Origin of the sequence: Cerasicoccus arenae, assembly GCF_014651635.1 — a bacterium.
Lineage (GTDB): Bacteria > Verrucomicrobiota > Verrucomicrobiia > Opitutales > Cerasicoccaceae > Cerasicoccus > Cerasicoccus arenae.
In genome coordinates, this window is the sequence record NZ_BMXG01000036.1 from 1 (window position 1) to 13,871 (window position 13,871).

The window sequence follows — 13,871 nt, forward strand, 5'->3', positions numbered from 1 at the left end:
CCCCAATGGTGATGGAGGCGGCGTTAGTCTTGCGGTGCTTAGTCGGTGTTTTGCTCATCTTGAGAAGTATCAGTTCCGGGGAAACGCCTTCTCATTCCTACTGGTTATCATCATTTTTTCTTTGGTTGTTGAGCTGGTGAATCCATCGCCGGCCATTCGAGTTCTAATTCTTCCATTTTCTCACTATATGTTGAGCTGACGGCTTCTAGGTCTGTGTTGTTAGAATCTCTCAATTCCCTTAGTAGCTTCTCGCAGACTCTCACTTTCTTCCAAAACCATTTGGTTCTTTCTTCAAATCGAAAAGAATTATTAATAAGAAGCGCAGTGCCTGGTAATGCTGCTAACAATGCAGTGACTGCTTTTTGGCATTCTTCTCCAAGCAAGTTCTTTCCTAAATCTCCAGCAGCTAAGATCGAGGCGAAGAAACTGGCAAGGATTGTAATTAGGAATAAAACTTGTGCCCAAAAGTATGAACGTTTCGCAAAACGTGAGCAGTCATTAATTGATTCTTCTAGTTCGTCTTTAAGTTCTTGAGACATATCATTTCACTTTCTTTCTAACAGGTTAGTATACGAGCAGGGTGCGATTGTTGCAGGATTTGTCACTGGTTGGTGCAACGTTCATAGTGACTGATTTAATCATTTTAGATGTTCATTATCAATATAAATATCAATTTGATGTACTAGGCGACCAATTCAGTTGGGTTTTAGGGTGATTGTGGTGATGGGGGGGATTTTGGTCGAAAACCTAGTAATACATAGGGCGACAGAGCGATTGCGACTTGGCGTCTATTAAAAATAGCAACCCTAACCTACGCGATTTGGTCTCAATTCAATGGAGGGCTTCATGTGGCGTGTCCTATTGGTCAGCGAGACGTATGCGGCGCGGGGACGCGCCTGCGCTACCTCAGTGAACAAGTAATTAGTGGATTTCCAGATGTCATCCTAAACGGGATGATATCTGAGCTGGATAGCGACGAAGAGCGGATACTGTCACCGCACCTAAAAAGATGAACATATTTACATTTAAATATTGAAATCCGAGGATTAGGCGGCAGACTCAAAGCATACCCCCTCAACGTCTGGTTGGATCGAGAAAATTCGCATCGCGACCGATCAAACGGCCAGCAGGACGTTGGTGACTCACTTTAACCTCTCTTTTTCCTTTAATCTCGAAATCCGATGGTGTTTGCTGATCGGCTTTCCCTTTATATTCCATGGCATTGATTGTGCAGAAATACGGCGGGACTTCCGTAAAGGACGTCGACCGCATCCAAAATGTGGCGCGCCGCGTCAAAAGCTTCGTCGACCAGGGTAACCAGGTCGTCGTGGTGGTAAGCGCGCGTGGCGGGGTCACGAATGAACTCGTGGACCGCGCCAAAGAAATCAACCCCCATCCCGCAGAGCGCGAGATGGACATGTTGCTGGCTTGCGGTGAGCAGGAGACCATTGCGCTGACCGCGATGGCCTTGCACGCCATTGGCCAACCCGCAGTTTCTCGTTTGGGCTATCAGGCCGGTTTCGTCACCGACAAAGAGCACACCCGTGCGCGGATCATCGACATCACCGGAGGCGACATCAAGGAACGCCTCGCTCTGGGAGAAGTCGTCATCGTGGCAGGCTTTCAAGGGCAGAATACCGAAGGGGAAATTACCACGCTTGGCCGTGGTGGCAGTGACTTATCCGCCGTCGCCCTTGCCGCAGGCCTCAAGGCCGACCTGTGCCAGATTTTTACCGACGTGGAAGGCGTTTACACCGCCGACCCACGCGTTGTGCCCAATGCCCGCAAAATCAACGAAATCTCTTATGAAGAAATGCTGGAGCTCGCCTCGATGGGCTCCAAGGTCATGCAAGCGCGCTCCGTTGAGTTTGCGCAGAAGCATGGCGTCATCTTTGAAGTTCGCAGCAGTTTTAATGACCAACCCGGAACCATCGTGAAAGCAGAAGTCCCCTCCATGGAAGACGTCGTCGTAAGTGGCGTCGCACTGGATAAGAACCAGGCCAAGATCACCGTTAGCGACCTGCCGGACAAGCCCGGCACCGCGGCGCTCGTGTTCCAGGCCCTCGGCGCAGCCAACGTCATCGTCGACATGATCGTGCAAAACGTCGGTCGTGGCGGTGCCGCCAACCTGACCTTTACCGTGGCCAAGGACGATATCCATCGCGCCGTGGGTACCGTCGAAAAGGCTCTCGAAAATTACAGCGGAGTCAAAGTCAACTACACCGGCGACATCGCCAAGCTGTCCGTGGTCGGCGTTGGCATGCGCAGTCATGCAGGCGTTGCCGCAACCTTGTTTGACATCCTCGCCAAGCATAGTGTGAACATCCAGATGATCTCCACCTCGGAAATCCGTATCTCGGTGGCCATTGACTTGGATAACGCCGTGAAAGCCGCCCAAGCTGTCCACGACGGGTTCCACCTCGATCAGCTCGCCTGACCTCCCCCCCCCCCCATGAACCGCCTCCTCTCCCTTACCTTCACCTTGCTCAGCCTGCTTTATGCCGGTTGTTCGAGTAAGGAGGTTTTGGAAGCGCCCAAGACTGCCCAAACTTCCGCCTCCATTGCTGGTGCCAATACGGTTGGCACCAGCCGACCAACCAATTACGAAGTCGCGCTCGTGGTTGACCTAAACTCCATGAATGACAGCGCCGTCTCAGCCGCTTGGATGGGCTACCTAACGGCCCGCGACATGTGGATCAATGAGAACATCACCGACGCCTCTCCGTCAGATTTCCGCTCCTATACCCCCCCCCCTCGCGAAGAACTCGCTGGCCGAAAAACCCTCGCCCAGCTCTGGAAATCCATTCGGGCGTCAAATAACGCGACCGACGACTACCTCGATTCCCTGATATTAATTTCCGACGCTGGTTACATCGAGCCCTACGTCTGGCAATATCATTACCAGTCCACTTGGGGTCCACGCCCCAGCGATCTGCCTTGGACTCGCTTTAGCCAATGGATGAATCAGCGCCTGCCTGAATTCTCTCCCGAAACTCGAGGCTCTATCCAATTAATGCCCCCTGGTGCCACCGCACAAGCCGTCAAAGATTTTCAGCCCACCAGCATCCAAGCGGCAAATTAACCTGCCATGCCCGAGCCGGTCACCATCTTCATTTCGCGTACTGCCAAGCCCGGTATGGAAACTGCCCTCGAAGCCTGGATGCGCGAAATCGGCGAAGTCGTGCAGACCTTTCCAGGATTCGTTAACAGCCACTGGCTCGAGTCTGAGGATGGAAATGCCCCGGGCGAATTCGAAGTCGTCTTCACTTTTGATTCCTCAGAAAACTTCAGTAATTGGTGCCAATCTCCAGAGAAGACCTCGCTCTACGACCGGCTGGAACCCATGGTTGCCGAACAGAAAATCCGCAAGGTGACTGGTCTTGAGCCTTGGCTTAATCTAGACTCTGGAGCCTTAGCCCCCCCCCCTAAGTGGAAGATGTGCGTGCTAGCCTTTCTCGGTGTTTACCCAACGCTGAACTTGGTTTTCTTCTTCATGATGCCCTTGGTTCACGATCTGCCGACTTGGTTGCGAATACTCTACACTGCTCCGGTAATTAGTATCCTGATGACTTTCATCGTCATGCCAGCCCTCTCCATACTCTGCCACAATTGGCTCTTTCCGGAAAAACGCTGAGCACCCGGACTGAATGGCGCTTTTTCTGGATTAATCGTCGTTCTGGCGGGAATCCTAAAATTATCCGCGAATCCGCCTTGTGATTCGTTGCTGTAATGCCGATAAACCATACCGTTCATGCTACAAAGCGCTTCACATGCTGACCATTTCCATGACTATGCTTCGACCGAACGGGACGAGGCATTTGCCACCAATGGCATGGCTGCGCCCTATCGCGCGATTATTGAAGCACTCAACCAGAGTAGCCCAAGTGAGCTGAGAGCCCGCCAGCAACGGCTCGACCGCGCAGCCGCCGAACTGGGCATTCAGTTTGCGCTCCCCGGAGAACGTAACCGCAACGGCATTGACTGGAAGCTCGACCTCTTCCCACGTGTGCTCTCGGCGGAAGATTGGGACTTGATTGCCCGCGGCGTCATTCAGCGCGCAGAGGCTTTTAATGCCTACATTTCCGACCTTTATCATGAGCAAAAAATCCTCAGTGAGCGCGTATTGCCATTTGAGCTTCCGCTGTGCGATCCAGCTTTTCAACGCTCCTTTTCGGGTATCGATGCCCCAGGGGGACGCTATTGCCTGACGGGGGCCTTTGATCTGATCCGTATGCCAGACGGAGAATGGCAGGTGCTGGAAAACCAGCTCGCGACCCCCATCGGCGTTTCCTACATTCTGCAAAATCGCCGTCTGCTCGCGCAATGCTTTCCCGAGCTATTCGCCACGATGGACGTTGCGCCTGTCGCTTCGTTTTCTACTTACCTAGCAGAGGCCTTACGCGCCCAGTCAGATTCCGCCAACCCCAACATTGTCCTGCTGACCCGCGGTGAGAACGATCAGACCTTTTTTGAAGAAGGCTTCCTCGCCCGGCATATGGGCATTGCGGTCGTCCGTCCAGGCGACCTGCTCGTGCGCGACAGCCGGGTTTACTTAAAAACGATCCGAGGACTGGAGCGCGTGGACATTATTTACCGCCGCGTCGAAAGTGCTTCCGTAGACCCCATTGCCACGCCCGGCACAGGCTTTACGGGAGTTCCCGGCCTAGTAAATGTTGTTCGCAAAGGCAACGTAGCGATCGTCAATTCCCTTGGCTCCGGCGTCGCAGACAATCGTGCGATACTCCGCTACAGCGACCGCATTGTCGGCTACTACACGGGGCACCGCGCCCTCCTACCCACTGCCCCTACCTACCACTTGAGCGATCCCGATCAGCGGGATTTCGTGGCTGAGAACCACGAGAATATGATCCTCAAGCCAGTGCAGGACCACGAATCCCTGCGACAACGACTAGGCTGGAAGGGTATGCTTGATACCCCGGCAGACGTCCAACGTCTGGCTAAGCGCCACCCAGAATACTGCGTCGCTCAACCGATTATTGCCCCCTCTCAATTGCCTCGCTATAGCGGAGGCAATTTCGCGCCGCACACTGTTTTCATGCGGGCGTTCTTCATTCTGGGAGACGAACCGATGGTGCTCCCCGGTGGCCTGACTCGGCAGACTTCTAAGCAACACAAACCGGGTCGTCTATCCATCAGCGCTGAGGGCATGAAGGACACTTGGGTACCTGCTCACGCGGTTCTCGAGCGTGATGTTCAAATCTCTCCCGAGGATACTGGCGAACGGATTTCGATCGGTAGTCGTACGGCGGAGGCCCTCTACTGGGCTGGACGCTACCTCAACCGCGCCGAAAACACCGCTCGGCAATTTTACACATTGGAGAACCTGCGCTGGGACCAGCTCGGCCTGATGGACCAAAAGGCTTATTGGCCACTCATGCAGGCAGTCGCCGCAGCCACTGGCCAACAGAAATTCGCCAAGCGCAAGCGCCCCCCCCGCGACACACTAAAATTCTCCACCCAACTGGTGCTCGATCCAATGGAAAGCGCCTCGGTCAACGCCTGTATCCGCTCTGCGCAATATAATCTGGGATCAGTCCGCGGCTCAATCAGCCCGGAATGCTGGCAGACACTACGCGAGCTGGTTATCTACCTCGACGGTCAGTCACGCGCCCGTAATTCACGTGCCTGCTTGCGTGAGTCCAGCGAACAAGTCGTCAGCGAGGTTGCACGTTTTCAGGGAGTGGCCGAACGCACAATGTTGCATGACGACGCCTGGCAATTTTACCGTATTGGTGGTTTCCTAGAGCGGGCGCTCGGTGCCTTGTATCTACTGGAGGTCGCGCTGCCGCGGGCAGCTGAAACCTATCGCGCCGAAGACGAGGAAAGCACAGACCTCACCGCTCTACTCCGCCTGACCGGCTCACTCGACGCCTACCGCCGGGAATTTCGATCTCGTGCCTACCTTGACCGCGTTGCGCGCCTCCTCCTGCTCAGTCCGAACAACCCAAGCTCAGTTAACTTCTGCCTCAGAAATGCTCGCTACTGCCTTGGCACCCTCAACACAACTGGCGAGCGCAGTATCGGCCTGCGCATCCAAACTGAAGTGGATGCCTTGATCGCTTGCCTGGAAAGTTTGCCGATCAGCCGGATGTTTCCTTCGCCTGTGCCAGGCCTAGACGCTGGCGGGACGCCAGACGAACCGGCCCGCGTACAGCCCGACGACGTCCGCGACCAACTCAACGCCCTCACGAAAGAAGTTGAAGCACTTCATGAGAAGATTGAAGACGTTTTTTTCAGCCACCAACACGTCTACGCCCGTGCACCGACATTGTTTGAAGGCTAACCCAAGTAAAAGTGCGTAAGTTCAGTAGTTAGAATGTTCGTAAGATTCAATATTGATGCTATGTTAGCTGATCAACTGAGAAAAATTCACGAATTTCGGCACCTAAGATTAATCTAAAAATGCGCTTCCACGTCACCCACACGACGCAATACGAGTATGCGGCTCCCGCTTCGGAATCGTTCGCGGAGCTACGGGTGTGGCCAATCGACACCAATGGCCAGAAAGTAATCCACCGCGAACTCGTGATCGAGCCAGAGGTCCGCGCCGATCATTATGTGGACTACTTCGGCAATCATGTGGAATTTTTCTCGATTCCATTTCGACACAGCGAAGTCCGAGTCAAATCATTGGCCGAGGTGGAGACCTTTCCAAACCAACCGCGACCATCCATTCTGGGAACGCCAGTCGGTGAAGCACGGCAGATCTACAACAGCAAGCTCTTCAAGCTTTTTGAATACCTTCAGCCAACCGAACTCGTTCCGCTCATGCCCGTCCGCAAAGGCATCCGTAAGTGTTTTTTCCACGAAAGTGATGAGATTGGCCCAGCATTGGTGCGCTTGAACGAGTGGATTTTCAAGCGATTTGATTACAAACCTGGAACGACGGATATCTCCACCCCACTGACTGAAGTGATCAAAAACAAGCGCGGAGTTTGCCAGGACTTCGCCCATCTCATGCTCGCCATTTTGCGTAACCACGGACTGCCCGCCCGCTATGTCAGTGGATACATTGAGGCCTTTGACCCGGAAAAAACCGATCCCAACCTGATCGGTGCCGCCGCGAGCCACGCTTGGGTCGAGGTTTTTCTCCCTGGGGGCTTCTGGTGGGGGCTTGATCCCACCAACAATCAGGTCGCAGGTGAACGTCATGTAAAGGTGGCCGTTGGCCGCGACTACAACGATGTCGCCCCGATGCGAGGCACCTACAAAGGTGCACTGGATCAGCGCCTGCAAGTTATGGTATCTTTAAAGCGCACCCTCGCATCCACATTGTGAAAATATCCATCGATCACCTGACCCGCTATCATTACTCGCGGTCTGTTAATTTCAGCGAACATCAGCTTTTCCTACGTCCACGCGACAGTCATAAATTGCGCGTACAATCATTCACCCTTGAGACATCTCCAAAGTCCCGGCAGCGCTGGATTCGCGACTGCAATAATAACATCGTATGCGTTGCCAATTTCGGAGTCATTGAAACAGCAGAACTAAATTTCCACTGCCGTATGACTATAGATGTCGAGCAGGACAACCCGTTCGATTTCATTCTGGAGCCCTACGCGACCAGCTATCCATTTCGCTACCTGCCCCACGAAGCCCATGCGCTGGCCCCCTATATGGACGCCAGTATCATCGCTCACAGCCACCGCGTGCTTGATTGGCTCTACTCCGCGATCTCAGATGTCAACCAACACTCCGACATCGTGCAGTTTCTCGCTAGCATCAATCAGGCAGTCCACCGTGATATTGGCTACGCACGCCGTGACGAAGAAGGCGTGCAATCGCCCAATGAAACCCTTGAGCTTCGTCTGGGCTCCTGCCGCGACATGGCAGTATTGTTCATTTCCGCATGCCGCCACCTAGGTATGGCCGCACGGTTTGTCAGCGGTTATCTCTTCGATCCACCCATCGACGGCTCCCACGGCAGCGCCCACCTCTACAACCGCGCAGTCGGCTCCATGCACGCTTGGGCCGAGGTCTTCTTACCTGGCGCAGGCTGGAAAGGATTCGATCCAACCAATGGAATCCTCGCCAATGAGTATTTTTTGCCATCCGCCGTCGCTCACGAACCACAAAGCGTCAACCCGATCCAAGGTAAATTTTTCAGCAAACCCAACGACACCCCAGTCACTTCAACCATGGAAATTGATCTGACCTTGGAGGAATTAAAAGAGTGAAGAGAAAGGTCTCCCTTCTTCTGACTCGTCATTGTGTAAGCTGTCCTGTTTTTTTCCAGAAAAGCGAAAAACAAAACCACCGATAAACAAGCCTGCTAACTCATAACCAACCGACCCATTGAGCCACACGCCCACCCACTGCGCTGACCAGATCGAAGCCTTACTCACCAAACGCGGCGTCCGCCTAACGATGGGGGGAGAACCTACCTTTGTACCCGATATGCCAACTGGTGCCGAGTGGAACAACGACGCAATGGGTCCGGAAAAGCTTAACTATGCGCGACGATTAACGCGTAAGCTCTTGCAGAATCATTTCAACGGGGGCCTCGTGATGCAAGTCTTTGGCAAGCTCTACCCCGGCGAACCGCTTCCTCGCTGGGTGCTACTCACTCTGCAACGCAAATCAGGCGAATCACTCTGGGCCGAACCAAGCCGCTTTTTACTCGCTGATAAGAAAGGCCGTAATCTGCCCGCTCAAGCCTCACGCTTGATCCGTGCAATCATCAGTGAGCTTGGTTTAGATGCGCAAGCAATGCCAGCTGGTGAACTACGGGCAAAGAAGAAAACCATTGGATACGTTTTACCACTCAATTATGAGAACGACGCCTGGCAAACTGGCAAGTGGCCCTACGACCGCGCACATCCGATTCCGCTGATCTCTGGCGATAGCCCCATTGGTCTGCGTCTGCCATTAAGTGCGCTCCCCGAGGACGCGCTCAAACGCGCACTGACGGTAGAAGTCCGCCACGGCGCATTGGAAGTTTTCCTGCCTCCGTTGGAGTGGGCGGGCTTCCAGAAGATGGCATCGATACTGGAAGCGCTCAGCATAAAGCTGGACCTGCGTGACTTGGTTATTTGCGGCTATGCGCCATACGAAACAAAAGAAGAAACGACCGGCCTAGGTCTAGCGGCAGACCCTGGCGTGCTCGAAGTAAACCTGCCCCCCTGCGAAACTTGGCGTGAATACGACACGACTTTCCGCGCTATCAGCGAGGCTGCCTATGATGTCGGACTTCGATTAACCAAGCGCAGTCTCAACGGCGTAATCCGCGGCACTGGCGGCGGCTCACACCTTGCCTTCGGCGGTCCATCGGTAGACCAAAATGTATTTTTTGATCAGCCCACACTGCTCACATCAGTCCTCCGCTACTGGCAGCATCACCCCGCGCTGTCTTACATCTTCACCGGCCAGTATGTTGGCGCAGGCTGCCAAGCACCTCGGGTGGACGAAGGGGCCGACCATTTACTCTACGAACTGGAGTCGGCTTGCGATGGGCTGGATCGCCTCCCCTATCCACCGACCCGTGAAATGCTTGATCAGTTCTTCCGCAACTTGCTGACGGATGCCTCCGGCAACACCCACCGCGCGGAAATCTGTTTAGACAAATTTTGGAATTTTGCCTCCCCCTCCGGCAAGATTGGTATTGTCGAACTACGCGCCTTTGAGACGCTGCCGACTCCGGAAATGATGTCGACAGTCGCGCTCTTTATCCGCGCGATCATTACCATGCTGGAGCGCACACCTTTCCGCAAAAAACTCAAACGATGGGGCGCTTCACTGCATGACCAATACTTCCTACCCGCCAAGTTAACGGAAGATCTACAAGCAATCTGCGCCGACATTAAAAAGGCGGGCATCGAGTTTGATCCGGCTTGGCTCACACCCGTAGTCGATTTCCGCTGCCCTGTCATTAATACGCTCGCGATCCCAGGGGGCGAACTCGTTGTACGACAAGCCTTCGAACCTTGGCCACTCATGGCCGAGGAAAGCCTCGGCGCATCAACGGTCCGCGTCGTAGACAATTCGACTGATCGCATAGAACTTTCACTTTGCGATTCTAAATTGGCTGAGACCGGCAAGCTAATAGTTAATGGCGTTGAATTGCCTTGGCAATTCGTCAACGGCCAAGCGGTCATCGGCCTACGCTATAAATGCGCCAGCGCCTACCCCGCACTACACCCGCATGTAGCCATTCAATCGCCCCTGCACATTCAGTGGCAAGCCGCAGATTCGGTTGCCGAAGCAAAATATTACTATTGGAATCCCGATGGGCCCCTCTACGACGGCCTACCCGACAGTGACGAAGAAGCCGTCCGCCGATGCAAAGTGCGCTGGAAAGTTTCCCGTAATCCTTTGCCCGCAGACAGTCAACCAGCCCAAACTGCACCGGAGTCACAATGGACAATTGATCTGCGCAGGCAGTAATCAATTCGCCTAGCGTCAACTGGCTGGCACGTCGTATTTTCTGGATAAGCTCCATTGTGCTTATTTGAGTGTGCATTTCTCACGCTTGACACTCGGCCCAATATCGGCGTATTAAAGCACTTAATCATGCGCGCCTTTCTTCAACTTGCGGCCGCCAAGCTTCTCCCCTGAGGGGGACAAGTAATTTCGTCATGGCCTGAGCAAGGCCTCGGGGACACTTCCCCGAAAGAGAAATTCAACACGGCTCAATTTGCCGCTATTGACTTATTTTCCTGGCCCAAGCGTGTGCGATTCACGCTTGGCAGGGACGCATCCAACCTTCACGTTTAGATTTTGTCATGAAACCCGCATCATTGCGTAAATACCGACCCTTTCACGAAAAGTTCGACATCCGTTTGCCCGACCGTCAATGGCCGGACCGTCATATCGAGCGCGCACCCATCTGGTGCAGCGTCGACCTGCGCGACGGTAATCAGGCCCTTGCCATTCCAATGAATGTCGAGGAAAAGCTGGAGTATTTCCAGCTGCTTTGCGACATCGGCTTTAAGCAGATTGAAATCGGTTTCCCGTCCGCCTCCGACACTGAATTTCGATTTTTCCGTCGTCTGGTTGATGAGAAGTTAATTCCTGCGGACGTCACTGTCCAATGCTTAGTGCAAGCGCGTGAGCACTTGATCCAGCGTACATTTGAAGCACTGGAAGGCGTGCCACGATCCATCGTGCATCTTTACAACAGCACGTCACCTTTGCAACGCAAAGTAACCTTCGGTAATGCCAGCAAGGAAAAGATCAAGGCTATCGCAGTGGATGGAGCCAAACTGGTGCGTAAGTTGGCCGATCAGGTCACTGACGGCGAAATCCTTTTCCAATATTCGCCCGAGAGCTTCTCGGACACCGAACTGGATTACGCCTACGACATCTGCAAGTCAGTCACCGAAATCTGGGGGCCGACTAAGGAATCACCAATCATTTTGAACCTGCCTGCCACCGTCGAGTGGGCTACGCCCAACATCCACGCCGACATGATCGAGTGGTGCTGCCGCCAATTGAAAAAAGACGGCCTGCGTGACAAGGTGCAAGTTTCGCTGCATACACACAACGACCGTGGTACCGGCACAGCGGCAACTGAGCTGGCTATCCTAGCTGGTGCTGACCGCGTCGAAGGCACCTTGTTTGGCAATGGTGAGCGCACTGGCAATCTGGACCTCGTCAATGTCGCGCTGAACTTGAACAGTCACGGCATCGCGACCGGCTTGGATTTTTCCAACTTGGACGAAATCCGCATGACCTACCAACGTCTGACACGCATGGCCGTCCACGAACGGCATCCCTACGCAGGCGAATTGGTCTTCACTGCCTTCTCCGGCAGTCACCAAGACGCCATCAAAAAGGGCATGGACTTAATTGATTCCGATAGTGTCGAGTGGGCAGTGCCGTACTTGACGATCGACCCACAGGACATCGGCCGTAACTACGAGGCGATCATCCGCATCAACAGCCAATCGGGCAAAGGTGGAGTCGCCTATGTCCTCGACCGTGAGCACGGGCTGGATCTGCCCAAGTCGATGCATCCTGAAGTCGGTGGCATCGTCAGCCGCCAAGCCGACGAGTTAGGCCGCGAGCTGACCATCGAGGAGATTCGCGAGTCTTTCTTCAATGAATTCGTCAACCGCAATGCGCCATTGTCTTTGTTGGACCACGACGAGTGCCATGTTGAAAACGCTAACGCCGAAGGGATTTTAGTCCACCAGCGCGCCAAGCGCGGCAATGAATACGGATGGACCTTTTCACTGTCCCATGCTGGTGAAAAAAGCGTGGTCGAAGGCTATGGCAACGGGCCGATTAACGCCCTCGCCCATGCCTTAGAGAAACGCGGCCTCAAGGACTTCAAAGTCACCGATTATCGCAGTCACGCCATTACGGACGGCTCAGCGGCAGACGCCGCCGCCTACGTGCAGATCGTGCGTGAAGGCGATAACCGCTCAGTGTGGGGTTGTGGCCTCGATCCTTCGATCGAATTAGCTGGTTTAAAGGCGTTAGTCAGCGCCTACAACCGCCTGCATCACTAGACGGGCGACTCAGTTAAAATTCCGTGATCTCTCGTCAGCAAAGGTTGCTGACGAGGGTCGCGATTTTAAATCCGACAGTCTAAACAGCCCGCCCGGGCATTCTCCGATTTCGCTGGTTGAGACTTAGAATGCGTGTTTGCCCTGTCCTAAGACTCTTCGGGCTCCCAAGGCTTATCATTGCGGTGATATTTACCAGCGTGAAAGCCATCGAAATAAAGATTCACCCAAGGGTGCATCACACAAGTTTGAACATCGTCCGGCTTCAGACTACTCTGCGCAGCATACGTAGTCTGATCACTCTCGTCGACAAGGACATAGTACCAAGGCTGATCGCGATCCGGCTGAGTCTGGTTTTTAAAATACCAATCCTCTGAAGCCTGACAACATAGATCTCGGTGCACGACTACGCCGCGGTAGCCGTAACGCCGATGCTTGACCAGATCGCCCGGCTCAAACTGCGGATCAGTCTGACCACCCTCTTCAAATGCTTCGCGTGGTGCTATCATCAGAACTCAAAACGAAGATTCAAAATGTCTAAGCTCGGCATGTCGCGTTTATAAACGCCCATCCTATGCCAGTTTGGAATATCAATATTACTAATGACTACTTCCCCAAAGCACCCCAAAGTGCCTTGATTCGATTGCCCCAATTGGCTTTTTCCATCGCACTGGGCGGTGGAGCCTTGAGCGCTTCTTCGTCCCACCACTGCGGGGCCTCAGTTTTCATGCCAGTCACATTCCGGAAAGTAAAAAGGATCACTGGGATTACTTCACGCGGGTCAAGCGATGACTTGTTGCTGAAAATCAAGTCCATCTGGTGAACGTAGTTTTCACTGCGACGCATGCTGGCAGGCACCGAAGTGATCGACTGCAGAGCGGGCAATTGGAGCTTAAAAGATGACACCTTCAGCTTGTCCAACGTCGCCTCAATACGCTGCTCCGACTCCACATTGGGCGTGTCGACAACGAAGGTCAGACACATGTAATTAACCCGCGCACTCTGCGATCCCATTCGCGGACGAGCCACTTTACAAAGCCCTTCAAGCGTGCGTTTGCCGCCAGGAGCTGGCTGATAAAAATTGAAATATGCCAAGAACTCCTCTTGGGAGAAGAAGTCCTGTAGTTCGTCTTGCGCGTCGGAATTGGGTAAGGGTAAGTCGCTCACGTATGCCTTCTTGTTGGATGGTGTTTAATTAACCTAAAGGACACGCGCCCGTTGACTAGCATAAAAATGAGTACTCCGCCCAAGATAATATGTACTTCATTCTTCCGAAAGAGGTTCAGATCACCACTCAACAAACGGCAACTCCGCAAATTCACTACGATCTAGAGCTAAAAAAAGCTACTCAATGTTAATAAAAGCCATTTATCACGAGTAAAACCATCCCCCCCCCCC

Annotated in this window: 11 protein-coding genes; 8 read left to right on the top strand and 3 right to left on the bottom strand. The window is 53.6% G+C overall.

All coding sequences use genetic code 11. From position 1 onward, the window contains the following. Positions 1-110 precede the first annotated feature (110 nt). Entirely contained in the window at positions 111-539 is a 429-nt protein-coding gene (locus IE065_RS17415; protein WP_189517498.1) for a hypothetical protein, read from the bottom strand. A 677-nt stretch (positions 540-1,216) separates the two neighbouring features. Here IE065_RS17415 and IE065_RS17420 point away from each other — a divergent pair. From IE065_RS17420 to leuA, 8 genes are all read left to right on the top strand, one after another. Further along, complete coding sequence (locus tag IE065_RS17420; RefSeq protein ID WP_189517500.1) at positions 1,217-2,437, top strand: aspartate kinase; 1,221 nt, start codon at positions 1,217-1,219, stop codon at positions 2,435-2,437. 15 nt (positions 2,438-2,452) lie between these two features. Next, entirely contained in the window at positions 2,453-3,082 is a 630-nt protein-coding gene (locus IE065_RS17425; RefSeq protein WP_189517502.1) for a hypothetical protein, read from the top strand. Positions 3,083-3,088: 6 nt separating this feature from the next. Then, positions 3,089-3,634, top strand: coding sequence for an antibiotic biosynthesis monooxygenase (locus IE065_RS17430; RefSeq protein ID WP_189517503.1), 546 nt, complete (start codon positions 3,089-3,091; stop codon positions 3,632-3,634). A 117-nt stretch (positions 3,635-3,751) separates the two neighbouring features. Further along, a complete protein-coding gene (locus IE065_RS17435) occupies positions 3,752-6,304 on the top strand; it encodes a circularly permuted type 2 ATP-grasp protein (RefSeq protein WP_189517505.1) in 2,553 nt (850 codons plus the stop codon). Positions 6,305-6,423: 119 nt separating this feature from the next. Next, positions 6,424-7,299: a transglutaminase family protein gene (locus tag IE065_RS17440; protein ID WP_189517507.1), complete on the top strand. Its 876-nt coding sequence runs from the start codon at positions 6,424-6,426 to the stop codon at positions 7,297-7,299. Next, entirely contained in the window at positions 7,296-8,201 is a 906-nt protein-coding gene (locus tag IE065_RS17445; protein WP_189517509.1) for a transglutaminase family protein, read from the top strand. The genes IE065_RS17440 and IE065_RS17445 overlap by 4 nt, the downstream gene beginning before the upstream one ends. 118 nt (positions 8,202-8,319) lie before the next feature. Beyond that, a complete protein-coding gene (locus IE065_RS17450) occupies positions 8,320-10,407 on the top strand; it encodes a transglutaminase family protein (protein WP_200163398.1) in 2,088 nt (695 codons plus the stop codon). A gap of 338 nt (positions 10,408-10,745) precedes the next feature. Then, entirely contained in the window at positions 10,746-12,476 is a 1,731-nt protein-coding gene (leuA, locus tag IE065_RS17455; RefSeq protein ID WP_189517510.1) for a 2-isopropylmalate synthase, read from the top strand. Between the two features lie 146 nt (positions 12,477-12,622). Here leuA and hspQ read toward each other — a convergent pair whose 3' ends face one another. Beyond that, positions 12,623-12,982 (bottom strand): heat shock protein HspQ, encoded by a 360-nt coding sequence (gene hspQ / locus IE065_RS17460; protein WP_189517512.1) that lies wholly within the window; start codon positions 12,980-12,982, stop codon positions 12,623-12,625. Between the two features lie 97 nt (positions 12,983-13,079). Then, positions 13,080-13,640 (bottom strand): hypothetical protein, encoded by a 561-nt coding sequence (locus IE065_RS17465; protein WP_189517514.1) that lies wholly within the window; start codon positions 13,638-13,640, stop codon positions 13,080-13,082. Positions 13,641-13,871: the final 231 nt, after the last annotated feature.